19 protein-coding genes are annotated in these 24,598 nt (G+C 36.5%); 13 read left to right on the top strand and 6 right to left on the bottom strand.

Annotated features, from left to right (window positions below):
• The first annotated feature begins 278 nt into the window (after positions 1-278).
• Both JST55_00405 and JST55_00400 read left to right on the top strand, forming a co-directional pair.
• Positions 279-1,622: a replication-associated recombination protein A gene (locus tag JST55_00405; protein ID MBS1491934.1), complete on the top strand. Its 1,344-nt coding sequence runs from the start codon at positions 279-281 to the stop codon at positions 1,620-1,622.
• The gene (locus JST55_00400; GenBank protein MBS1491933.1) at positions 1,619-2,509 is read left to right on the top strand and encodes a DMT family transporter; all 891 of its coding nucleotides are present in this window, start codon (positions 1,619-1,621) and stop codon (positions 2,507-2,509) included. The genes JST55_00405 and JST55_00400 overlap by 4 nt, the downstream gene beginning before the upstream one ends.
• A gap of 2 nt (positions 2,510-2,511) precedes the next feature.
• Here JST55_00400 and JST55_00395 read toward each other — a convergent pair whose 3' ends face one another.
• The gene (locus tag JST55_00395; protein MBS1491932.1) at positions 2,512-4,008 is read right to left on the bottom strand and encodes a hypothetical protein; all 1,497 of its coding nucleotides are present in this window, start codon (positions 4,006-4,008) and stop codon (positions 2,512-2,514) included.
• Positions 4,009-4,146: 138 nt separating this feature from the next.
• Here JST55_00395 and ettA point away from each other — a divergent pair, with 138 nt between their 5' ends.
• Together ettA and JST55_00385 are read left to right on the top strand one after the other, a co-directional pair.
• Positions 4,147-5,820 carry an energy-dependent translational throttle protein EttA gene (gene ettA, locus JST55_00390; GenBank protein ID MBS1491931.1) on the top strand — a complete coding sequence of 558 codons (1,674 nt, stop codon included), beginning with the start codon at positions 4,147-4,149 and terminating at the stop codon, positions 5,818-5,820.
• A 21-nt stretch (positions 5,821-5,841) separates the two neighbouring features.
• Positions 5,842-6,528 (top strand): ComF family protein, encoded by a 687-nt coding sequence (locus tag JST55_00385; protein MBS1491930.1) that lies wholly within the window; start codon positions 5,842-5,844, stop codon positions 6,526-6,528.
• Here the strand turns inward: JST55_00385 and JST55_00380 are convergent, their stop codons facing one another.
• Genes JST55_00380 through JST55_00370 form a run of 3 tightly spaced genes read right to left on the bottom strand, consistent with a single transcriptional unit; the run spans position 6,529 to position 10,246 of the window.
• On the bottom strand, positions 6,529-7,698 hold the full coding sequence (locus tag JST55_00380) for an aminotransferase class V-fold PLP-dependent enzyme (GenBank protein ID MBS1491929.1): 1,170 nt from the start codon (positions 7,696-7,698) through the stop codon (positions 6,529-6,531).
• A 5-nt stretch (positions 7,699-7,703) separates the two neighbouring features.
• On the bottom strand, positions 7,704-8,789 hold the full coding sequence (locus tag JST55_00375) for a transglycosylase SLT domain-containing protein (GenBank protein MBS1491928.1): 1,086 nt from the start codon (positions 8,787-8,789) through the stop codon (positions 7,704-7,706).
• Positions 8,786-10,246 carry a hypothetical protein gene (locus JST55_00370; GenBank protein ID MBS1491927.1) on the bottom strand — a complete coding sequence of 487 codons (1,461 nt, stop codon included), beginning with the start codon at positions 10,244-10,246 and terminating at the stop codon, positions 8,786-8,788. Before JST55_00370 ends, JST55_00375 begins: the two co-directional genes overlap by 4 nt.
• A gap of 160 nt (positions 10,247-10,406) precedes the next feature.
• On the opposite strand from JST55_00370, the gene JST55_00365 reads away from it, so the two are divergent.
• From JST55_00365 to JST55_00350, 4 genes are all read left to right on the top strand, one after another.
• Positions 10,407-11,180 carry a hypothetical protein gene (locus JST55_00365; GenBank protein MBS1491926.1) on the top strand — a complete coding sequence of 258 codons (774 nt, stop codon included), beginning with the start codon at positions 10,407-10,409 and terminating at the stop codon, positions 11,178-11,180.
• 271 nt (positions 11,181-11,451) lie between these two features.
• Positions 11,452-13,698: a T9SS type A sorting domain-containing protein gene (locus JST55_00360; protein ID MBS1491925.1), complete on the top strand. Its 2,247-nt coding sequence runs from the start codon at positions 11,452-11,454 to the stop codon at positions 13,696-13,698.
• Positions 13,699-13,947: 249 nt separating this feature from the next.
• Complete coding sequence (locus tag JST55_00355; protein MBS1491924.1) at positions 13,948-15,120, top strand: hypothetical protein; 1,173 nt, start codon at positions 13,948-13,950, stop codon at positions 15,118-15,120.
• Positions 15,121-15,290: 170 nt separating this feature from the next.
• On the top strand, positions 15,291-16,964 hold the full coding sequence (locus JST55_00350; GenBank protein ID MBS1491923.1) for a hypothetical protein: 1,674 nt from the start codon (positions 15,291-15,293) through the stop codon (positions 16,962-16,964).
• A gap of 71 nt (positions 16,965-17,035) precedes the next feature.
• Here the strand turns inward: JST55_00350 and JST55_00345 are convergent, their stop codons facing one another.
• Positions 17,036-17,440, bottom strand: coding sequence for an SET domain-containing protein-lysine N-methyltransferase (locus tag JST55_00345; GenBank protein ID MBS1491922.1), 405 nt, complete (start codon positions 17,438-17,440; stop codon positions 17,036-17,038).
• 120 nt (positions 17,441-17,560) lie between these two features.
• On the opposite strand from JST55_00345, the gene dusB reads away from it, so the two are divergent.
• Genes dusB through JST55_00320 form a run of 5 tightly spaced genes read left to right on the top strand, consistent with a single transcriptional unit; the run spans position 17,561 to position 23,619 of the window.
• Positions 17,561-18,544 (top strand): tRNA dihydrouridine synthase DusB, encoded by a 984-nt coding sequence (dusB, locus tag JST55_00340; GenBank protein MBS1491921.1) that lies wholly within the window; start codon positions 17,561-17,563, stop codon positions 18,542-18,544.
• Entirely contained in the window at positions 18,541-18,888 is a 348-nt protein-coding gene (locus tag JST55_00335) for a hypothetical protein (protein ID MBS1491920.1), read from the top strand. The genes dusB and JST55_00335 overlap by 4 nt, the downstream gene beginning before the upstream one ends.
• 1 nt (position 18,889) lies before the next feature.
• Positions 18,890-19,693 carry a slipin family protein gene (locus tag JST55_00330; protein ID MBS1491919.1) on the top strand — a complete coding sequence of 268 codons (804 nt, stop codon included), beginning with the start codon at positions 18,890-18,892 and terminating at the stop codon, positions 19,691-19,693.
• Between the two features lie 58 nt (positions 19,694-19,751).
• Entirely contained in the window at positions 19,752-21,527 is a 1,776-nt protein-coding gene (locus JST55_00325; protein MBS1491918.1) for a glycoside hydrolase family 3 C-terminal domain-containing protein, read from the top strand.
• A gap of 1 nt (position 21,528) precedes the next feature.
• The gene (locus tag JST55_00320) at positions 21,529-23,619 is read left to right on the top strand and encodes a T9SS type A sorting domain-containing protein (GenBank protein MBS1491917.1); all 2,091 of its coding nucleotides are present in this window, start codon (positions 21,529-21,531) and stop codon (positions 23,617-23,619) included.
• Positions 23,620-23,686: 67 nt separating this feature from the next.
• Here the strand turns inward: JST55_00320 and JST55_00315 are convergent, their stop codons facing one another.
• The gene (locus tag JST55_00315) at positions 23,687-24,598 is read right to left on the bottom strand and encodes an MCE family protein (protein ID MBS1491916.1); all 912 of its coding nucleotides are present in this window, start codon (positions 24,596-24,598) and stop codon (positions 23,687-23,689) included.

The raw sequence follows: 24,598 nt of genomic DNA, 5'->3' as shown, positions 1-24,598 counted from the left end.
ACAAATTAAAATGTGACAATAATGTTACTATTCAATTTTTAAATAGTGAAAAAGTTAAAAAGAAAATGTGACAATAATGTTACTTTAAAAACAATTTGACCGGAGGATTCGAAAACCTATCAGGTTTGAATAAAATGTGACAATAATGTGACAATTTAATTAAGGTTTGACTCTGTTGTATTGGAACGAGAAAATAAAAATGTAACAAAAATGTGACTATTATTATTCTGAATTCTATTTCCCTTGATTTCCATATTTATTTAAGGTACTTTTAAAATATGGATTTATTCGATAGTGCCCAAAACAGTGAAAATTTCCCTTTAGCGGAGAGACTTCGTCCTTCTTTAATTGAAGATTACGTCGGTCAGAAGCATCTCATAGGTCCCGGAAAACCGATACGGATTATGATTGAGAAGAATGACATCTCTTCAATGATTTTATGGGGACCCCCCGGAACCGGAAAGACAACTCTTGCACTTCTAATATCGTATCTCGTAAATCTTGATTTCAGTCAGCTCTCTGCTGTATCATCGGGAGTAAAAGATGTCCGCGCAGTGCTTGAAGAAGCAGAGAAGAACCTGAAATACTCGCGCAAGAAGACGATACTATTCATTGATGAAATACATAGGTTTAACAAAGCCCAGCAGGATTCGCTCCTGCACAGCGTAGAAAAAGGCAGCATTATATTAATAGGAGCAACAACGGAGAATCCTTCGTTTGAAGTCATCTCTCCCCTGCTCTCACGAAGCAGGGTGTATGTATTAGAAGAGTTATCAAAGAGTGATTTGCTCCAAATGATTGATAAGGCATTGACGAAAGATGAATATCTGAGTAAGATGAATATTGAAATTCCTGATAAGGATTTTTTAATAAAGCTTTCGGGTGGTGATGGCAGACGTTTGCTCAACGGACTTGAACTAGCAGTGAAGCTTACATATCCCGATGCAAACGGAAAGATAGTTCTCACGAATGAAATTCTTAAGGAGACTTATCAGACCAACTACATTAAATATGATAAGAATGCAGAAGAGCATTACAATGTAATATCAGCTTTCATAAAAAGTATGAGGGGAAGTGACCCCGATGCTGCTTTATACTGGATGGCAAAGATGCTTAAAGGCGGCGAGGACCCGAAGTTTATCTGCAGAAGAATGGTTATACTTGCAAGCGAAGATGTCGGCAATGCAGACCCTAACGCTCTAACTATGGCAATGAATTGTTTCAACGCAATCAATGTTATCGGAATGCCCGAAGGAAGAATTATCATGGGACAGACGGCAGTTTATCTTGCATCAGCACCTAAGAGCAATGCTTCATATTCTGCTATTGAAAGAGCGTTTGAAGATGTCGATAGATATCCCGATACAATGGTGCCGCTGCATTTGCGTAATGCTCCAACTAAATTAATGAAAGAGCTGAACTACGGTAAAGAGTATAACTATGCGCATAGCTTCGATAATCATTTTGTTGATGACCAGTATTTACCCGATGAAGTAAAAGATAAAATATACTATATGCCGGGTGAGCTTGGCAAAGAAAAAGAAATTAAGGAGAGGCTTGAAACTCTCTGGAAAGATTCAAAACATAAAAATTACAATAAGACAGATAAGGACGGAAATTGAAGAAATTATTAAAGCATAAGTACACTCCGTACTTTATGCTCGCTTTTTTAGCAGTTGTTTGGGGAAGTTCGTTTTTACTAATAAAAAAAGGACTGGTTCAATTTAACCCTATAGAAGTAGCATCACTCAGAGTTTTTTTCGCAGCGGTATTTTTAATGCCAATAGCAATGAAAAGAATTGGTAGGCTTCCGAAAATTGAATACATAAAAGTAACATATCTTGGTTTAGTAGGTAACTTTATACCGGCACTTTTATTTGCGATTGCGCAGACACAAATCACCAGTTCCCTCTCGGGAATTTTGAATGCATTGAGTCCCCTGTTCACATTACTCATTGCAAGATTGTTTTTTAAACACAGAATTGTATTAGCTCAGACTATAGGATTGATAATTGGATTTGTTGGCTCTATAGGACTTAGCTTTATTAATAAGGATGGAAATTTAGGAGCTATGAACTTCTACGTACTCTTCGTAGTTGGAGCAACAATGTGTTATGCTCTCAACGGTAACTTCATCAAACATAAATTTGATAAGTACACTGCGCTTACGCTTACATCAGTTTCATTTTTCTTTATAGGATTAATAGCGCTTGCGATTATAATTTACATAGGATTACCCGGTAAAATATTCGGGCACATTGGAGAGTATTCTGATTCTCTTATTTCAATTGTTGCTCTTGCTTTTTTGGGAACATCAGTAGCATTATTGATTTACAACAAGCTCATTATGATGACTTCACCTATTTTTGCAAGTTCAGTTACTTATCTTGTTCCTATAGTTGCAGTGTTCTTCGGCTTGCTTGATAATGAACATTTAACCTGGTGGCATATCGGCGGAATGGTTATGATTATCATAGGTGTTTATATTACAAACAAAGCGAGTAAGTAGAGTTATTTCACTAATTCATTCACCCATTTATCCCATTCATCTAAGAAGTATTTTAAAGCTGTATCATATTCGCTCTTATCTAATGCAGAGTACATAAGGGAGTTCAGAGCAAGTTTCTTTACTTGCTTCAGGTCAAGCTCCCATGCCATGTATGCAGTCCAGAAATCGTACGTAAGACCTTTGTAATTAAATATCTGCGGGTCATCTGAACTTATTGCGACTGGAATTCCTTTATTAATATAACCGGATGCAGGATGCATTCTGAGGTTTTGCACATAGCCTAATATCTGATTGCTTAATGGTGAGACTTCGAGGCAGATGTTTTCTTTCTTTGCAATTTGTTCAAGAATTGGAAATCTGAATAAATTAACTCCGTGTCCTATGCGTTTTGTTTTGAGAAGTATGGCATCATATAGATTTAAGTCGCTTGGCAGTGTGCTTTCCCCGTCGTGAAAATAAAACGGAAGCGATAAGTTATAAACTTTCTCCAGTGAATCTTTCTTAAAGAATTCATTGAGGAAATAATCGGTAGTGTGTCCGGCATCTTCTTCGCCGACTAAATCAAAGCCAACTAAGAGGTTCGGATATTTTTTCTTTATAGCAAAAGCTGTATCGATGTAAGCCATAACTCCGCCGGGAGTGTTACCTCTCCACCCCGCGAAAATTAATTTACTTGTAAAGTGTGGATACTTTTTCTGTAATTCACTTAAAACTTCAGTGTACATTTTTGCAAAATCAAGATAGCTGTATTCTTTATCTAAATCATAGATGCCGTGCATGCCTGTTCTTAACTCAACATGCTGAACGTTATCTTTTAATAAGATCTCTAATGAATTTTTCTTGTACTCTTTATAAACGGGAAGATATTCAATAAGTCCTGACATACGGTTAAAGATTTTTTCAAAATCTTCCCATATAACTGCGCTGCCTTCATCGGCTGAGCTGAATGTTAAAAGCTTTAAAAGCTTATTATCAAAATCAGGATCTTTATCTCTGAGTTCCTTCACTAATACCCAGTTTGCAGGTGCTTTTCCATTCGCGTAAAAATGCATGGTGCCGTAAGTTTCATTACCGTCATCGGAATTATAGAAGTAACAGTTATCCATATACGAAGCATTTTTCACAAGCCACTCTGCATCACCCATTGCCGTCGAATGAATATGAAGCATTGCACCTTTAGGCATTTTCTGAAACATCTTGTATATTATTGACGTGTCAATCATATTTCTGTATTTGTAGAAATAGTTCGCTGGAGGAAATTTAGCACCTGAGTTACTTATATAATCTCTTTGAAGTTCTTTTAAATAGCAGTCAAGCTGTTGCTCTTTTTCATTCAGAACAATATCATATCCGAGCCGCATCAAGCTATCTGCTTCAAATAATATACCTCTTGACTTATAATAGTCTGTACGGTCATTATTTAAATCATTGAGATTAATGTTCTGAGAGAAAGTGAAAGCAGGAATAAATAATATTAAAAGAAGTAAGAGATATTTCATGGGGTAATGTAATTTGGAAAATGAATTGAATTCACAAATTTAAAGAATTTATATCAAAGTTTCTGCATTAATTCTCCCATATAAATACACTATATTAAATGTTCACTTCTAAAGTAAAATACAAAAGAAAGTTTATAAATGGCTGATAACAAAATTATATTTTCCATGGTGGGAGTTTCCAAAACTTTTCCGCCTCAAAAAAAAGTTTTAAACAATATTTACCTTTCGTTTTTTTACGGAGCGAAGATTGGAATCATTGGTCTTAACGGTTCAGGAAAATCTACTCTGCTGAAAATAATAGCGGGTATTGAAACCAACTTCATGGGTGAAGTTCACTTCACTAAAAATTATAAGATTGGTTACCTTTCACAGGAGCCTGAGCTGGATGATACAAAGACTGTAAAAGAAATCGTGATGGAAGGCGTTCAGGAAGTTGCCGATATACTGAAAGAATACGAAGAGCTTAATATGAAATTTGCTGAGCCGATGGACGATGATACAATGACTAAGCTTATTGAAAGACAAGGCGAGCTTACCGAAATGATAGAGCATAAAAACGGATGGGAGCTTGATTCAAAACTTGAGAGAGCTATGGATGCTTTAAGATGTCCCGATGAAGATAGAATCGTCGGAACACTTTCCGGAGGGGAAAGAAGAAGAGTTGCATTGTGCAGATTACTACTTCAGGAACCTGAAATACTTTTACTTGATGAGCCGACAAACCATCTTGATGCTGAATCAGTTGACTGGCTTGAGCAGCACTTGAAACAATATCCCGGAACTGTTATCGCTATTACTCACGATAGATACTTCCTTGATAATGTTGCCGGGTGGATTTTGGAATTAGATAGAGGTGAAGGAATTCCATGGGAAGGAAACTACTCTTCATGGCTTGAACAGAAATCTAACCGACTCGCACTTGAAGAGAAACAGGAAAGCAAAAGAAGAAAAACTCTTGAGCGTGAGCTTGAATGGGTAAAGATGTCTCCGAGAGCAAGACAGGCGAAATCAAAGGCGCGTCTGCAATCCTATGATAAATTGTTAAATGAAGATGTAAAGCAGAAGGAAGAGAAACTTGAGTTATTTATACCAAACGGACCTAGACTTGGTAATAAAGTTATTGAGGCTATCGGAGTAGCAAAATCATACGGTGATAAATTATTGTTTGAAAATCTGAATTTCAACTTACCACCCAACGGAATCGTTGGCATTATCGGACCGAACGGTGCAGGTAAAACTACTTTGTTCAAGCTTATTCAGGGTATGGAGAAAGCTGATGCGGGAACATTTGAAGTCGGTGATACTGTGAAGACTGCATACGTTGACCAAAGCCATGATGATATTGACCCGAATAAAACAGTATGGGAAGTTATTTCCGGTGGAGATGAAAATATTACAATTGCAGGAAAGCTTTTTAACTCAAGAGCATACGTTGCTAAGTTCAATTTCAGCGGAGCTGACCAGGGAAAACTTTGCGGAACACTTTCCGGTGGTGAAAGAAACAGATTACATCTTGCTATCGCTTTGAAGCAGGAAGGTAACGTTCTCTTACTCGATGAGCCTACCAATGATATAGACGTGAATACACTGAGAGCATTGGAAGAAGCGCTGGAAGATTTTGCGGGCTGCGCAGTTATTATATCGCATGACAGGTGGTTCCTCGATAGAGTTGCAACGCACATACTTGCATACGAAGGTGATGGAGTTGTTTATAATTTTGAAGGCGGCTACAGTGATTACGAAGAGAATAAAAAGAAGAGACTTGGAAATTTAGAGCCAAAAAAATTCCGTTACAAAAAACTTGTGAAGTAATTTTTACAATGAAAATTGTAAATGAAAATAATAAATGACATAGTTGATTTTTTGTATCCGAGAGTTTGTATTGTCTCTGAAAACAATCTGCCGGAAGATAATTCAAACAGGTTTGTTCTGGATGACACTCTTGCAAATCTCGAAAAAGTTACCAAAAGTCAGCTGAATGAATTAAGAGGAAAAGTTAAATCCGATTTCGCGTTTACGCTTTATGATTTCGCTCAGAAATCGGATTTTGAAAAAATAATTCATCACCTGAAGTACAGCGGAATGAAAGATCTGGGAGTTTTCTTGGGTCAGCATTTAGCAGGATATGTAAAGCTTGAAATTGATGAGCAAAAAGTAAGTTACGACTACATAATCCCTGTCCCACTTCATAAAACAAAAGTAAGAGAAAGAGGATATAACCAGTCAGAGTATCTTGTAAAAGGAATGAGCGGGCAATTGCAAATCCCCCTTCAATTCGATTATATCAAACGCCATCGTTACACAAAATCCCAGACGAAACTCACGTTGCTCGAGAGAGAAAAGAATATGTGTGATGCTTTTACTCTTAACAGAAATTTTGAGGTAGAGTTAAAGGATAAGAATATTATTCTCTTGGATGACGTAATTACCACCGGAGCAACTGTAAACGAATGTATAAAAATTCTTCGCGAAGCAGGTGTAAATAAAATTTTCGCAGTTTCACTTGCAATGGCGGAGTAATCAGTATGCCTTCAATGCTGATGTAAGCTTTAAAATATCTTCTTCATTGTTAAACAAGTGAGCAGATAATCTCAGATACCCTTCTCTTAATGCCACATAAATTTTCTTATGCTCCAGATCTTTTTGTATCATCTCATTTTTTGAAGAGTCTTTATGGGAGAAAATCAATATGTTTGAGCGGTGTATCGGAGTTAAATCACATTCTATTGTAAAGTTACTTCCATCCATTTCTTGTATGAAAACATCCTGAAGTTTTAATATGTGATTGAAAATATTCTCAACTCCTATTTTCAGAAATAACTCAACAGCGCACTCCATGCCAATCATTCCAAGACAATTCAATGTAGAATTTTCATAAACAATTGCATCTTCACGGAATGTAAGATTGTAATTTAAGAAATTTTTGAAATCGTAATTTATACTTGTTGTGGCAACATAACTTGGTTTAACTTTCTCTCTAATGTTAGCTGGTATATAAGCAAAGCCGACTCCTGCAGGAGACATCATCCATTTCTGTGAACCCGCTGATAAAAAATCTATATTATATTCATCAACGTGGGTGGGACAAGCTCCTACACTCTGTATTGCATCTACTACAAAATAGCAGCCGTTATCATGGCAGATCTTACTTATAGTTTTAAGATCATTTCTGAATCCTAAAAACTCAACCGAGCTTATTGTAAGCACTTTTGCATTTGTCCGTTTAATAGTGTCTTCGATATCGGAAACTTTTATTTTACCTTTATCTGATGGAATCATTTCATATTTTATTCCCCGCATTTTTTCCTGATTCATCCATGGATATGGCACTGCGGGAAATTCTGAATCTGCAAATATCACAGTATCTCCCGGGTTCAAATCAATTCCGTTTGCAAATACATTGAGACCGTGAGTTGTGCTTGATGTCAAGAAAATATCTTCTGTCTTAGCGTGGATAAGTTCTCCGCATTTCTTTCTTAATCTCTCAGCAGTCTGATAATTTACCATGCTTAAATTTTCATTGGTAAATGTAAATCCGTCTACCGCTTTTATAAGTCTTCTTCTTGTTTCCAGTGAGTAATGGGAGTAGTGGGCATTATCAAGATATGTACAGTGCTCAGTTACAGGGAAAAGTTTTCTTGCGTCTTCGCAAGTCCTAACTTTCTCAAATTCATTTTCTATTTCAGTCATGATAGTTACTTCTTTTTCTTTTTAGATTTTTTGTTTGAAGTCTTCTTTTCTTCGGGAAGATTTGACTCGTAATATTTTTTATACTCATTAAAGTAAAACCAGATTGCATCAACATAATTATACGGCTCTTTCCAGTTTTCAAGCGCACCGTAAGTAGGTTTTTTTCTGTCAGGCCAGACAAGAGCATGAAGTGAATCATTCTTTGATGATAGCAGCGGATAAGATTCTTTCACATTCTCCCATTTCTTGTAATCTTTACCAAGGTAATCAGTAATCGTTAACGCATCGATAACTCTTCCAAGACCCGCATTATATGCAGCAAGTGCAAACTTGTATCGTTCATCACCAAACTCGGAGAACTGTGAAGCTAGTGATGCGAAGTAGTAAATCCCCGCAATTAAATTGTTCTGGGGAGTGCGTGTATCCTGCAAGGCAAGTTCATTCTGTAATCCTACACCTGTGCGCGGCATTATCTGCATAAAGCCAAGCGCTCCCGCATGAGACACTGCATCGGGATTGAAGTAAGACTCCTGCCTTATGATTGCAATGACAAGACGCCAGTCAAGCTTATAGAAATTGCATTCTCGCTTTATCATTTCACCGTATTCATCAACCAGCGCCTGAACATTTCCGGGACTAAATGATCTCGTCTTTTTAATTTCACCTGAGACTTTTTCCAGTCTGTTTAAATCTATATCCTTTATATTCTGTCTGAAGTTTGAATTTGATGTGAAAAGATCTAATAGCCGCGGCCAGTTTCTCAGCAAGTTTTCTACATAGTTTTCTGTTTCAAAAGAACGGTAATTAAGATATTCATTAAAATCAGTTTTGTTTTGTTTTTTTTCTTCAGTCGGAGTTACAATATCACCGCTTGATTTAGGCATATTATCTTTTACATTGGGAATAGTCCTTTTGCTTGGTACTGAGCTGCCCGTAGCGTAAATTAAAAATCCGACTACTAAAACAGACTGAGCAATTATTCCCGTATGTTTTTTTTTCAGAAGTGAAATAAATTTAGACTTCGAGAATTTTACATACTTCTCTTTAATCTTATCTATGAATAATAATATTTTCTCTTTATTGATTTTCAACTTTTTATATAGACTGAAAAATGCTTTTCCTGTAAGTCAGCTTTTTTATAACCGAGAAATTTATGAAGCTTTTCAAAATAAAAATACGGAAGTTCTTTATTTCTTAAAACTATAAAAGGAGCCTTACCTTTGGAAGTAATTTCATTCATGAATCCTATATTCATAAACATATTTTCATTTACAATAATTCTCTGAGGCTTATCTCCGTATATCTGATGAATGTAATTAAACTCGGTTATATAATGAGATGAGTTATTTGCAATGCCTTTGCTGTTAATTTCATTCCATAAATCATGCTCCCATGCATAATGGACATCTATCTTTGTATCAATTTGTTTTACAAAAGCAGAGTTAAAAATGAACAGCAGAAGCGGTACAGCTGCAAATAAATATTTCACCTGTGGTAATCTAGCATTGAAACTTTCATACAGCATCTTTATACTTATAAAGAAAACAAAAAAGAATAATATGTATACGGGTGCGAGTAATCTGCTTTCAAGATAATCGAATGAGCTTACCAATGACAAAATATATATCCCCAAAAAGTTTATTAATGTTCCTATGAAAAGCAAACTCCAAATCCGAAAATCCCTCTCATAGCTTATTCGTTTTCTTAAGTATAAAAATAATGGAGATGTACTTATAATTACTATTAGCAATGCCCATATATTTGCAAGTTTATCATTACCAAGCAGATACAATGTCCATTTGAACGATCTTAAAATATTTGAAGTGTAAAACTTCTGCAATAATTTGTGAGAACTTGTAAAGTACCCGTAAGTCAGCTCATTTCTTATAAACCAAATTACAACGAATACAGACGACATCAAAATAAAAAATAACAGATTAGAAAATCTCTTCTTATGAATTATGAAAGGTAAAATAAAAAAAGAGCAGTTAAACACTCCGTACATTTTTATAAACGCAGAGAAAGCAACTGCAATGCAGCCTATCACCCAATACTTTTTATTATCTTCATTTACAAGCTTTACTGCAAAGTAAAATGCAAGGAGTGACCAGAAAATAAAAAATGTTTCCGTCCACAGGTAACTATATATAAATTTAAACGGCTCAAAGAATGTAAGATACAGCAGAAATAAAATTTTAAAGTATGAATTGAATCCTATCTGATTCAGCAGCAAAAGCACTATGAAATAAACTAACACTATACTGAGTGAATTCATCACAATCATTACTGTATCGGGATTATCAGTGAACAAAAACATCGGCGCCATAAATACCGGTAAGCCGGGCATGTACTCGGTATAAGGTTCAGTCTGCGGTTCAAAAGAGCGCGATGGCCAGTTTGAATAAACAAACAACGAACCGTGCTTTACAAGATTTTCAGATGCAGTAATATAGTTAGTGGAATCCGGCGATAAAGAAAAGTTATTTACCCAATGAACAATGGAAATGAATGAACCTATGGCAAATAATATTGGGATTAGATATTTCAATTCTGAAAAATAGCTTTCTTTTATTAAAGTATAAATTCTATTCAGATGTATAACGAATGATTATAAATTGCAAGTTACGATATTATTAAGTAAAACTTTTTAATCTAACTTGAATTTCATTTGATAAAACTCAATTTTTAACCATAACAATTTAACTCAGATGAAAGAAAAACACATAAAAAAACTGCTAAGCTTCTCTGTAGATTTAATCAAAGAATGTAACCGCATATCCACTAAGTACTATAAAAAAACCATCAAGCCCGAATACAAAAAAGATAACTCCCCTGTTACAATCGCGGATAAAAAATGCGAGAAATTCCTAATCTCCGAAATTAAAAAAAAATATCCCGAGCACAGCTTCCTCGCTGAAGAAACAGGAGTGCAGGATAAGCAGTCCGATTTCAAATGGATAATTGACCCTATTGACGGAACAAAAAACTTCATGCGCAACTTTCCCTTCTGGGGCACTCTGCTTGCTCTTGAGTACGAAGGAGAAGTTATCCTTGGTGTAATTGCCCTTCCTGCTATGAAAAAGATAATTTATGCAGGTAAAGGACTCGGATGTTACTGCTCAGGGAAAAAAATGAAAGTGAGCAAAATAAACTCGATAGATAAATCGTATTTCATTTATGGAGGCATTGAGTACATTCTTGAACACCCGTATAAAGAACAATTTCTTAAGCTTGTAAATAAATCCTACTACGATAGAGGCTACGGTGACTGTTATGGCCATACGTTAGTAATTGAAGGCAAAGCAGAGTTTATGCTTGACCCGCATGTCTCCCCCTACGATGTCGCACCTGTAAAAATCTGCATTGAAGAAGCAGGCGGTCTTATGACTGACTTAAATGGTGAAAGAACTATTTATGAGCGTGGAGTCCTTACTTCCAACGGATGGATGCACGATGAACTGCTGAAGTTTATTAATGGATAAAATTCGTTTTTTGTTGTTCGATGTTCTCACACTCTGTATTTCATTCCCGCAATGCCCTGTATGTCATTCCCATGAAGGCGGGAATGACATGCTTGCTGTGGTGCGGTAATAAGGTGCAATTTTATTCAATTTTCCCTGTTCACACTATAAAGAAATAATACGGTGAATTCCCCTGTAATTCATTTGTTTTCCTATGGTAAATTCATTATTTTCAAATAATTCACCTCAAACCACAGAAGGAAATAATTTACAAATTAATTAAAACTAAAAAATGACCTCTCGTTATTTCTTCGTAATCGTATTTTCGGTTATGATCTCGCTAAGCGCTAATGCTGCAAATTATTGGAATGATATTGCGGAGTCCAATATTCAAAGTTCAGGCGAACGAGTTATTAAACCCCTGAAGTTCAGAACACTGACTTTAAATATCTCCGATATAAAAAGTGTTTTACAATCAGCACCACAGGAAAAAAATGTCCGTCCGAGTAATTCAAATTCGGTTATCTCGCTCCCTATGCCGAACGGTACATATTTAAGATTTAAATTTGTTGATTCACCAATAATGGAAGACGGTTTAGCCGCTCAGTTCCCTGAGATAAAAACATACCTCGGACAAGGAATTGACGACCCGTACTCAAGTGTTAGATTTGATCTCACTCCGCTTGGATTCCATGCTATGATTTTTTCAGAAAGCGGTACAGTATTTATTGACCCGTATGCAAAAGGCGACAACTATAACTACATCAGTTACTTCAAATCTGATTTCGTTACAGATAAAAGAATGACATGCGAAGTTATCGATAACTGGAACACTGATAACAAAAAGCAAGCTCCTTATAATCCTGATATGCTTGCAGAAGGACAGCTTAGAACTTACAGAACAGTTGTAGCCTGCACAGGCGAATATGCATCTTACTTCGGAGGAACAGTGAATGCAGCCATGGCTGCTATCGTAGTGTCAATGAACAGAGTTGACGGAGTTTATGAAAACGAAGTATCAGTAAGAATGGTATTGGTAAATAACAACAGTTCAGTAGTATATACAAGCTCATCATCAGACCCATATACCAACAATAACGGAAATACTATGCTTGGTCAGAATCAGACTACATGCGATAATATAATCGGTTCTGCAAACTATGATATCGGCCACGTATTTTCAACAGGCGGCGGCGGCGTTGCATACTTAGGATGCGTTTGCCAGGCAGGAAATAAAGCAAGAGGCGTAACAGGCTCAGGCGCACCGGTCGGTGACCCGTACGATATTGACTACGTTGCTCACGAAATGGGACATCAGTTTGGCGGTAATCATACATTCAACAGCGTGACATCAAGCTGCGGCGGCGGTAACAGAAATAACAATACTGCTTACGAACCGGGCAGCGGAACAACAATTATGGCTTATGCAGGTATCTGCGGAGCAGATGATATTCAGCCTCATAGTGACCCTTATTTCGTAGCAAAAAGTTTAGATGAAATCATTGCTTACACAAGTGTTGGCGGAGGAAATGCATGTCCTGTAACAACAACAACAGGAAATCATAATCCGGTTGTATCTGTACCAACGGGCGGATTTTCAATTCCTATTTCAACACCTTTTGAATTAACTGGAAGCGCAACAGATGCAGATAACGACCCGCTGAAATATTGCTGGGAGCAGTATGATTTAGGTCCTTCTGGCGGTCCAAATGCACCGACAGGAAATGCACCGCTTTTCAGATCATTTAATCCTGTTACATCAGGAACGAGACAGTTCCCGAGAGTTTATGACGTTGTAAATAATTTCCATACAATCGGAGAACTGCTTCCTACGTATGCAAGAAGCATGGTATTCAGATTAGTTGCAAGAGATTATAAAGCAGGCGGCGGCGGTGTTGGCTCAGCCACTATGACAGCTATAAACGTTGTTGCAACTGCAGGTCCTTTTTTAGTTACTTCACCGAATACTGCAGTAACATGGAATTCACATATTCCGCAGACAGTAACCTGGAACGTAGCAAATACATCAGCTGCTCCTGTAAGTGCTGCAACAGTAAATATTTTGCTTTCGACAGACGGCGGACAGACATTCCCGACAACATTAGCATCAGGTGTTCCAAATATCGGAACAGCAATAGTAACATTACCAAACATTCAGAACTCAACATGCAGAATAAAAGTTAAGGCAGCAACAAATGCATTCTTTGATATTTCAAATGCAGATTTCACAATCACAAATGTAGTAGGAATTGGAAATACAAATTCTGCTCCGTTGAAATTCAATCTTGCTCAGAATTATCCGAATCCTTTCAATCCTACGACAGTAATTAACTTCACAATTCCAAAAACTGCTAACGTAACGTTAAAAGTTTATGATATGAGAGGAGAAATGGTTGCTTCATTAATAAATGGAACACTTACAACAGAAGGAAATTATTCATATGAATTTGACGGAAGCTCACTTGCAAGCGGAATGTACTTCTACAAAATAGAAGCCGGAGCTTACTCAGAGACGAAGAAAATGATACTGATGAAGTAATAAATTTAGAAATAATAATTTTTAATTAAAGGGAGCTAACAGCTCCCTTTTTTTATTGCTCAAAAATAACGTTTATTTATACTTTCCCCGCCTCTCCACTTGTATTTAACTTGGTAATTTTTATATTAATATTTATGTTATTTCTTTAAACCAAATTAAATTTCATTTGTCTTATTTTTAGACAAAAATGGAACAAAAATATTTTTTTGTAGTGTAAAGAAAAAATCGGTTAAGTTTAAAGCTAATATTATGCGAAAAAATAAGAATTTCTTATTATTTATTCCTGCAATTTTATTTTTGACAGTAAATTTATTTATTGCCACAAATAAAATTTATCCACAGGATATACCAAGCGGTCAGGATAATGACGATGTTATCTTAGACAGCATAGATGTAAAAGAAAATCTGCTCGATTCCAATACAGTTTATCAGCGCGACTTTGATAGTTTATCCAATCAGGGCGAGTGGGTAAAAATAAACCGCGCAGATCTGATACGAGACGTTAACGGTGATGATGCAACAATTGTGGAAGATGATGACCCTACCATTGTAAAAATAATTTATATATGGCGACCAAGAAATATTGAACAGGACTGGACTCCCTACAGCAACGGCAGATGGGTATTTACATGGAGAGGCTGGATATGGGAATCTGATTACGACTGGGGATGGGCTTGTTATAACTACGGAAGATGGTACTGGTCAAGCTACTACGGATGGTGCTGGCTTCCGGGAAGAGTCTGGGCACCGAACTGGTGTATGTGGAGAACTCATAACAATTACTGCGGATGGTATCCGACCTGTCCGAGAATACACTGGAGACATCACGGACATTGGGTAAGAAACCATGTGTTCAAATCAAAGACAAAGAACTGGGTATTTGTCGATAAAAAAGACTTCACTAAAAAAATTGATAAGACTAAAATTGTAAAGAACGAGAATAATGCTGATATTCTCAAGAACTCGGAAAAAATAAAGGGAGTCAATACGTACTCTACAGAAAAGAAGCAAATAAAATATAATGGACCGGAAGTTAATAACATTTCCAAGGAATCCGGTGAAAAGATATATCCGCAAAAAGTAAAAATTACGAGGACAATAAATAACGGAACAGGTCCGAAAATAGATAATACAAAAACAACCAGAAACGGTAATTATAATCCAAACAGGGAGAAAGTTAAAATTACCAGAGACGGCACGAGCAGAAACGGAGAATCAGGCAGAACACATACAACAAGAAGTCCTGACGGCACAAGAGGAAACGGAAATCACAACGGACCAACAAAAAGTAACGGACCAACAAAAAGTCCCGGAAGCAATAATAACGGACCTTCAAAAAGTCCTGGAAGCAATAATAACGGACCAAAGAGCAGCGGGCCAACAAAGGAAAGCGCACCTAAAAATGAAGGAAGCAAAAAGTAAAATCGAAGTAAATTATAAAGGGGGAGAAATAAATACTCCCCTTTTTAGTGAGTAAAAATTATTAAACTATTTGGAGTAAACTTAGTCTTATAATCAGGGCGGCTACAACGGAACAAAAGTTAAGATTATTGAGTCTAAGAAATACCAAATTTAAAAAAGAGGATTTCAAAATGTTCAACAAAAAAATCTTTGCAATGATTTTATCAGCAGCGCTGCTATCAGGGGCGATATCAGTTGGCGCTTATAAAATTTTTACAAAGAACACACCCTCAACTGTAACTACAGACCCCAATGTGAACTTCCAATCTATTGTTGACAGCATTGATTATACAGAAAATCTTTTAGATTCCAATCAGGTTTATAAACAAAAGTTTGAGAACGATTTAACTTCGCAGGGAAAATGGATTCCTGTAAAGCAAAAAGATTTTATAAGAGAATTAACAAATCCGACACAGACTCAGAACGATGCTCCTGATATCCAGAATGTATCTAACCAGGATAACGAACCCGTTGCTGAAAATAATAACACAGTATTAGCAAATAACAAAGCGCCGGCAAACGATGACGATACATTTATAGAAGAAGTCCCTACAACAAATATTACATCATCTAATATAGAACCCGTCAGAACAGTTACCGAAACAAAAACAATTGAAAAGATAATTTATATCTGGCAGCCAAATGAATGCAGCGATAGAAACTGGAACCCATATACCAATGGTCATTGGGAATTCACATGCGCAGGATGGGTATGGGCTTCAGATTACAGATGGGGAAATCATTGTTATAATTATGGCAGATGGATGTGGACAAGCTTTGCAGGATGGGTATGGATGCCGGGAGGAAGATGGGCACCTAACTGGGTAACATGGCGTTACTGCGGAAATTATTATGGAGGCAGCTATTGCAGCTGGTACCCCACTTGCCCTGTTGTTTACTGGCAAAATCCTCATCACTTAATAGTTTGTAACAGTCATTTTACTTCAAATCCTATTCACTGGACAGTTGTAAATACAAACGATATAACAAAACATATACCTATAAAACCAAAAGTAGACACTGAAAGAAATATTGAAATTATTAATAATTCGGAAAAGATAAAAAATGTACAGACATTAGTAACCAACAACCAGAAAATTAAATACAATGGACCGAATGTAAATGAAATAAGCAAAGTTACTAATACTCAGATAACTCCTAAGGTAATAAACATTCCTACTAAATCTGAAGGAACGATTGCAGGAGTAAATAATACTAATCCTACAAAAAATCCAAACGGACCAAAGACACCTGTAAAAGTAACTCCTGTAAAGCAGCAGAATGAAATTAATCCGGTAAAATTGATTGATGATATTACAAAGCAAAATGTTTCTAATCCGGGAAATGGTAATATAACAAAGGACCCGCAAATAAAGCAGCCACCGGTAAAAAATACCACGACAACCAATACTACGACAACAATTAAAACTGCAGGACCATCTGTTAACAATCCGACTAAGGAAGGTGTAAAGACTGAACCGCCTGCAAAAAATTTGCCGCCGGTAAAGAATACAACGACTACGAAGACTGAAACGCCAAAACAGGAAGGACCGAAGAACAATCCACCTGTGAAGAATGATCCGCCGAAATATAATCCGCCGCCGGTAAAGAATGATCCGCCAAAGTATGATCCACCGAAATATGATCCGCCTAAATATGATCCACCGCCGGTAAAGAACGATCCTCCTCCGGTAAAAAATGATCCGCCCCCGGTAAAGCAAGATCCGCCGAAGCAGGACCCTCCAAAACAGGATCCGCCCAAGCAAGATCCTCCTCAAAAGAAGGATGATAAAAAAGGTGATTAAAATTTTAATTAATAGAAACAAAAAAGGGAGCTCATGGCTCCCTTTTAATTTATACCTAAAAATTAATTTGTTTAGTTATCATCATCACATTCTTCAAACTCATCCCAGTAATCTTTTCCATACGGAGCTAAAATTTCTGTGTGGGCTTTCAGTTTTTTCTTCGCAACAATATATACACGCTTTCCTTTAATTAAGTACTCACAGTTATTTGTAACATCTTTTTTTCTTCTGAGACCTTTAGCATCATTGGCATATCGTGCAAGCTCAAGCGGAAAGTCATAAGCGTCTATACAATAGTTTCTATTAACGTAAAAAACATATCCTGCTTTATCTTCTTCGGCAGCGCGCTCGATGCATTTTTTCCATGTGTAAATATCTCCTTTGTATTCAACTATGTACTCCCCTTTTGCAATATCGGCGCTTGAAAACAGTCCCAGTCCGCACTTTGGCAGCGTAGATTTTTTTATATATAGCATATATAAAAGTATCAAAATAACTCCGCAGAAAAACTGCACTTTTTAAAGACTTTTTTGGTTTTGATTGTTATAAATAATTCAATTTCTAATTAGCCAAACAATAATTAATTTACACCTGATATGAACGAATTTCAAAAGAATTTTATAGGAAAAATTGCGCTTGCTCCCATGGAAGATGTAAGCGAGCCTCCGTTCCGTTTGATATGCAAACGCCTTGGCGCCGATATCGTTTACACTGAATTTATTTCTGCAGAAGGATTGATTCGCGATGCCGTAAAGGCACGCAATAAATTATTTTTCTACAAGGAAGAGAGACCGCTATCTATTCAGATTTTCGGAGGAAGAGATGAAGCGTTAATAGAGGCAGCGAAGATTTCAGAAAGCGTTAATCCCGATTTTATCGATATCAACTGCGGTTGCTGGGTAAAAGATGTTGCTCTGCGTGGCGCAGGAGCAGGACTTTTAAAAGATCTGCCGAAGATGAAACAGATTGCAGAAAATGTTTCAAAAAATGTAAGCATACCCGTAACATTAAAAACACGGCTTGGATGGGATAAAGATTCAATTGTAATAATAGACGTTGCAAAAATGCTGGAAGATATCGGTATACAGGCATTGACTGTTCATTGCAGACTGCGTAATCAGGGAAATAAAGGTGAGGCAGACTGGAGCTGGGTGAAAAGAATAAAAGATGCGGGGGTTCAGATGCCGATTATATTGAATGGCAATATCAAAACTCCTGAAGATGTTAAATTTGTCTTTGAAACATATGAGTGTGATGCAGTTATGATTGGTCAGGCTGCAATAACGAATCCGTGGATATTCAATCAGTCACATTATTACATGAAGCACGGAGTTCTACCCGATGAACCAACTGTAGAAGAAAAGGTTAATATATGCATTGAGCATTTGAGACTTGCTGTGGATTTGAAAGGTGAAAAACTTGGAACACGCGAGTTCAGAAAACACTATTCAGGCTACTTAAGAAACATCAAAGATGTTAGTAAATTACGACTGGAATTAATGGGTTTTGAAGAGTTTGAGCCGATAGAAAAAAAGTTAATTGCTTTCAGAGAAGAGCAAATGCAAATGATTGATTCATGAGCGCAGCCATAGATGATTATATAGAAGCTTCTCTGAAATATATGCATATTGACAAGAAGGATGAAATGAGCAGCATTTCAAATTCAAAAATTCCTGAGTTTAAATACGAAACATATCTTACTGAAGAAAAAGATATACTCAACGATTATAAATTCAGATTAAAGGACTGGATAATTCAGAAGAAAAGCTCAGATGAGAAATTTATACCGTTAATAGAAAGAATTGATTTGAATGAAGAAAGAAAGATTTCGGAGAAGATAAAATTATACGACCAGACAAGTTCAAATCAGCAACAAATTTTTCCTGTATCCAATATAACAATCAAACTAAAAAAAGGAGATTAAAATGGGAAGCGCAGCACTTAGTGTATTCACGGTCTTTGTAGGCTTCATCGGATTTATATTTTTTATAATTATAGTCCGTTCATTCAGAGTTCTGAACGAATACGAACGCGCAGTTATTTTTCGCTTGGGAAAATTCTCCGCAGTTAAAGGCCCCGGTCTTATTATTTTAATTCCATTGCTGGATAAAATGATGAGAGTAAGCTTGCGTACCATTGCTCTTGATGTTCCGTCACAGGATATTATCACCAGAGACAACGTTTCGGTAAAAGTAAATGCCGTTGTTTATCTTCGTGTTACTGATCCGAACAGAGCTATAATTCAGGTTGAAGATTTTATGTACGCATCATCACTTGTTGCGCAGACCACTTTAAGAAGTGTTCTTGGGCAGAGTGAAATGGATGAACTGCTTTCACACAGAGATGTTATCAATGCAAAGTTAAAAGAACTAATTGATAAAGAAACCGAACCATGGGGAGTAAAAGTTATGAACGTTGAGCTGAAGAACGTTGACCTTCCGCAGGAAATGATACGCGCAATGTCCAGACAGGCAGAAGCTGAAAGAGATAAGAGAGCAAAAATCATTAACTCCGAAGGTGAGTTCCAGTCCGCAGCTAAGTTATCGGAAGCAGCAGGAATTCTTGGAAGCAATCCTTTTGCGCTTCAATTAAGATACCTGCAAGTAATGACTGAAATTGCAGCGGAAAAAACTTCGACATTGATATTACCATTACCAATAGAAATTATGAAATATTTTACGAACATGAATGAAAAAATGGAACGTGATTTAAGCAAAGATAAACAATAATAAATTGCATCAATAAATTTTTGATTAACTTTTTTAAAACATTAAATTTTTCAGGCGAATGCTATTTGTAAAATCATCTGTATTAGTAATACTGTCTTTATTTTCTTTTACTTTTTTTACCAGTGAAAAACCTGTTGAGCAAACAGAAAATCCGCAGAAAAAAGATTTACCCGTGCTTACTGATAATTCTGAATGGGTAAAGACAAAGCTTAGCGAAATGACATTGCGTGAAAAAATTGCGCAGATGATTGTTACAAATTCATTCGGACTTAAGCTTGAAAAGAGCGATAAAGAATATAAAAGGTTGCAAGACTTAGTTGTGAATAAAAAAGTCGGCGGTGTAATTTTCTTCAAGGGAAATTCCATCGAAGAAGCTGAACTGATAAATGATTTACAATCTCAGGCACAAACTCCTCTGCTTATCTCTGCTGATTTTGAACGCGGCACAAAGATGAGACTCGATGACGGCAGTTTATTTCCCAGCAATATGGGAATCGGGGCTACAAGAAATCCAGAACTTGCTTATAAAATGGGACTGCAAATCGCTAAGGAATGCAAGGCAATGGGAATCCATCAGAACTACTCACCTGTAATGGATGTAAACAATAATCCACTTAACCCAATTATAAATGTCCGTTCATTCGGTGAAGACCCGCAGCTTGTTTCTACAATGGGTGATGCGATGATAAAAGGACTGCAGGACGGAAATATTATTGCAACAGCAAAACACTTTCCGGGACACGGAGATACCGATATAGATTCACATAACGATTTGCCTGTTATAAATTATGGAAGAGACAGACTTGAGACTACTGAACTTGTTCCTTTTAAAAATGCAATAAGCTCCGGTGTAATGTCAGTTATGATTGCTCACTTAGCTTTTCCTGAAATTGAAAAGGATGTTACAGTACCGGCATCGTTATCTAAAAGTGTAGTTGACGGAGTTTTGATAAATCAGCTTGGCTTTAACGGACTGATTGTAACAGATGCTTTGAACATGCAGGGCATCACAAAACATTTTTCTACCGAGCAGGTTGCTTTAATGTGTGTGAATGCCGGAATCGATTTAATCTTAATGCCTCAGGGTGAAGAGCTTACGATTTCTACAATTGAAAATGCAGTGAACAGCGGAACTATATCAGTTGAAAGAATTGACCGCTCAGTCACAAAAATTCTTAACGCAAAAAAATGGTTGAAGCTTTTTGATAATAAGTTAGTTGATGTATCAAAAGTTTCCCAGGTTGTTAACAATAGCGATGCTCAGAATTTATCTCAACAGATTGCGGATGAATCAATTACTCTTGTAAAAAATGATAACAAAACGCTTCCATTCAGCATCAAAGCCATGATTGAAAAAGTTATGGTTGTTTCAATGAACAACGGAAACGATAAAGCTAACTCTGATTTTTTCATGAGTGAATTTATTCCGAAATCAAAAAATTATTTTGGAAGTGTAACTGCATATGATTTAATGGGAGATTTCAGCTATGGAGATTCAATTATCAATTATGCAGTAAGCAATAATTTCGAAACAATTATTATTCCTGTTTACGCAAAAGTAAAAATTATGACAGGAACTGTCGGACTTCCGCAATCACAGCTTGACTTAATTAATGGATTAGTTGCAAAAGGAAAAAAAGTAATCGTAATCTCATTCGGCAACCCTTATCTCATTCAGGGATTTACCGGAATTAATTCATACGTTTGTGCTTACGGAGACAGTGAGAGTTCTATCCGCGCAGGTATAAAAGCAATACTGGGAGAGATAAACTTCAAAGGGAAACTTCCTGTTACAATTACTGATAAATATAAATTCGGAACAGGACTAAACTAAATTGAATAAAAAACTTTTAATACTTTTCTTTCTCGGAATCATCCCTTCCCTTTTTGCTCAAAACTTGGTGCAGAAGTTTGACGGCATTCCATTTAATGTCAGTACAGGAACTTCGATGGCACCTTTCAACGGAGGAATGGATAATGCGCGTATTCAATTTATAGATATTGATAACGACGGCAAGAAAGATCTCTTCATGTATGACAGAGATACCTTGTTATATTATTATGCAAACATCGGAACATCTTCCTCACCAAATTTTAAACTAATAACCCGGTCATTTCAGGATTTAGCAATTAAAAACTGGTTCGCATTTGTAGATATAGATAATGACGGAGATTTTGATTTATTCGGGGGAGGTGAAGCGCAGACAGTCCGGTTTTTTCGCAACACAGGAACAGCCGGCGCTCCAAATTTTGTTTTAGAAATTCCTGAACTGCATACTAACACAGGTGATGTTGTTTATTCGGAATCCAACTGTGTTCCCACCTTCTGCGATATTGATAATGACGGAACAAAAGATTTTTTCACAGGAACTGCAGTGGGTCAGGTTACATTTTATAAAAACATAGGAACTTCCACGAATTTTAATTTTCAGTATGTAACGGATTTCTGGCAGAATCTTTTAATAATATCCCCCGCTCTTAATCCGCGTCACGGAGCAAATGCGTTAGAGTTTGCTTCACTGAACGGAAGCGGCATTAACGATTTATTCTGGGGTGATTTGTATTCACACGGAATTTACCGAATAAGAAATGACGGAACGTTAACAAATCCTAATATGGTTGTTGCAGATTCTTCATATCCTCATCCTGATTCTTATTATTCTCTCGGTTACAATTCACAGAGATTTACTGATATAGATAATGATGGCAAGAAAGATTTGTTTGTTTCTGTTTTATACTTATCACAGACTAAAGATAATTTTACATATTATAAAAATGTAGGTACAGCCTCAGTTCCTTCGTATCAGAGAATGTCGAATAATTATCTGAATAATGTGGATGCAGGAAGTAATTCACAAATTGCTTTCACGGATATAAATAATGACGGCAAAAAAGATTTGTTCATTGGTAATGATTTAGGCCAGATTGAATATTTCAAAAATACAGGAACAGCAACTTCTCCTGCATTCACTCTTATTACAGAAGCTCTTCCTTTATCAATAGCCGGTTATAATGCATCACCTGCCTTTGCTGATTTAGACGGGAACGGTACTCAGGATTTACTCGTCGGCACTTATTATAAAGATTCAATTTATTACTTTAAAAATATCGGCACTCCTGAAAATTATAATTTTCAGTATATGGGTACAGGTCTGCAGGCACTAGGTTTAACAAATCTTGGTCAGGCAAGCACTCCGACTTTTGTAGATATAGATAATGACGGCGATAAGGATTTATTTTTAGGTAACTCAAACGGAAAAATTTATTATTACAGAAATGAAGGAACTCCGCAGGTTCCTCATTATGCATTCGTCACGGATTTTTATTCAAGTATCGATGTCGGTGATGACAGCACTCCGCGATTTGCAGATATTGACGGAGACGGAGATTACGATTTATTCATCGGAAACCGCGCCGGGACAATCTGGTTTTATTTAAATGCGGGTTCAGCTTCTTCACCTAATTTTGTGCTTCAAACAACAAATTATAAGAACATAAATGTCTTCGGGCAGACTTGTCCTGAATTTGTTGATATAGATGCCGATACAGATAAAGATTTATTTATTGGAAATCTAAAGGGCGGGATTTATTACTATGAGAACAGAGATATAGTAGGGATTAAAAATATTTCAACATCGACACCTGATAATTTTAAATTATTTCAGAATTACCCGAATCCGTTCAATCCAACTACAAACATAAAATTCAATATTCAATCGAAGAGCTTTGTTCAGCTTTCAGTATATGACATTAACGGAAAGTTAATTACTCAACTTGTTAACGATAATTTAAATTCAGGAAGTTATGAGAGTGACTTTAACGCAGATGAATTTAAGCTTTCGAGCGGGATTTACTTTTATGTAATGACTGCCACAAATGGAAAATCAAAATTCGTTTCTTCACAAAAAATGATTTTAATAAAATAATTTAGACAAAAAAAAGCCTCATCACTTTTCAGTGATAAGACTTAATCAAAATCTTATTTAATACTTCTTAGAATAAATTAATCTTTACACCGTCTTTTCTTATCTTCTTCATTAATGCTTCAAGTTCCTTCACCGTAGCGTTTATGTTCTGATAAAATTTATCATCATACATAAACTTCCCTACAGCATTCTTCTGCTGCTGAGTATCAGATACCAGCAATCCAAGATTTGCAACTAAGCTGTCAACCTTCTCAGTAATAGCTCTTATGTTCTTAATTGTTCCGTTAAGCTCTCCGCTGTTTTTTGAAATAACACTGTCAACATTTCCGATAGTGTTATCAACTTTAGTTGTAAGTCCTCTTAACGAACCTCTGTTCTCACTGATGAGAGCATTAAGATTTCTTGTTGCCATCTCAACGTTGCTCATAGTCATTCTTAAATTACTCTTCATTCCCTGGTCACCTGTTACCTCATGCAAGTCATTCATAATAACATTTACCTTCTCAACGGAACTTCCGAATTTTCCAAGCAAGCCCTGAACAGTATCTGTTATAGTCTGGAATTGGCTTATCATTGAACCAATGCTTCCGCCTTCAGTTCCCTTTAAAGGTACATCATAATTAATTTCATTTGGAGATTTTCCCGGAGTAAGCGCTAACTGATTACCGCCCATAAGCGCAAGAATCGAAACTTCTATTCTGTAATCTTGTCTTATCTTAACAGACTTAGCAACCGTGAAATCTATTCTCACAGAATCACCAACGAGTTCAATTTTTGATACAACACCTTTCTTCACACCGTTCACGTTCATAGGGTCACCTTCATTCAACACATCAATCTTATGAAAGAATACAGACATTTTTCTTTCGGGTTCGCCGAACCATGAGCCTTTGGCCCAGAATAATGTTGCTATAGTTAATACTAATGCTACCGATACGAATATACCGACTTTTACTCCGGCATAGTTGCTTTGCGCCAT

It is taken from the genome of Bacteroidota bacterium, from assembly GCA_018266835.1.
Classification (GTDB): domain Bacteria; phylum Bacteroidota; class Ignavibacteria; order Tepidaquicellales; family Tepidaquicellaceae; genus JAFDZO01.
Note: the sequence above shows the minus strand (reverse complement) of the source record. Positions and strands in the feature narration are given on the sequence as shown.

Excerpts from the sequence above, each read along its gene's own strand:
- JST55_00405 (MBS1491934.1), top strand. The coding sequence starts at position 279 with ATGGATTTATTCGATAGTGCCCAAAACAGTGAAAATTTCCCTTTAGCG.
- JST55_00395 (MBS1491932.1), bottom strand. The coding sequence starts at position 4,008 with ATGAAATATCTCTTACTTCTTTTAATATTATTTATTCCTGCTTTCACT.
- ettA (MBS1491931.1), top strand. The coding sequence starts at position 4,147 with ATGGCTGATAACAAAATTATATTTTCCATGGTGGGAGTTTCCAAAACT.
- JST55_00385 (MBS1491930.1), top strand. The coding sequence starts at position 5,842 with ATGAAAATAATAAATGACATAGTTGATTTTTTGTATCCGAGAGTTTGT.
- JST55_00380 (MBS1491929.1), bottom strand. The coding sequence starts at position 7,698 with ATGACTGAAATAGAAAATGAATTTGAGAAAGTTAGGACTTGCGAAGAC.
- JST55_00365 (MBS1491926.1), top strand. The coding sequence starts at position 10,407 with ATGAAAGAAAAACACATAAAAAAACTGCTAAGCTTCTCTGTAGATTTA.
- JST55_00360 (MBS1491925.1), top strand. The coding sequence starts at position 11,452 with ATGACCTCTCGTTATTTCTTCGTAATCGTATTTTCGGTTATGATCTCG.
- JST55_00355 (MBS1491924.1), top strand. The coding sequence starts at position 13,948 with ATGCGAAAAAATAAGAATTTCTTATTATTTATTCCTGCAATTTTATTT.
- JST55_00350 (MBS1491923.1), top strand. The coding sequence starts at position 15,291 with ATGTTCAACAAAAAAATCTTTGCAATGATTTTATCAGCAGCGCTGCTA.
- JST55_00345 (MBS1491922.1), bottom strand. The coding sequence starts at position 17,440 with ATGCTATATATAAAAAAATCTACGCTGCCAAAGTGCGGACTGGGACTG.
- dusB (MBS1491921.1), top strand. The coding sequence starts at position 17,561 with ATGAACGAATTTCAAAAGAATTTTATAGGAAAAATTGCGCTTGCTCCC.
- JST55_00335 (MBS1491920.1), top strand. The coding sequence starts at position 18,541 with ATGAGCGCAGCCATAGATGATTATATAGAAGCTTCTCTGAAATATATG.
- JST55_00330 (MBS1491919.1), top strand. The coding sequence starts at position 18,890 with ATGGGAAGCGCAGCACTTAGTGTATTCACGGTCTTTGTAGGCTTCATC.
- JST55_00325 (MBS1491918.1), top strand. The coding sequence starts at position 19,752 with ATGCTATTTGTAAAATCATCTGTATTAGTAATACTGTCTTTATTTTCT.
- JST55_00315 (MBS1491916.1), bottom strand. The coding sequence starts at position 24,598 with ATGGCGCAAAGCAACTATGCCGGAGTAAAAGTCGGTATATTCGTATCG.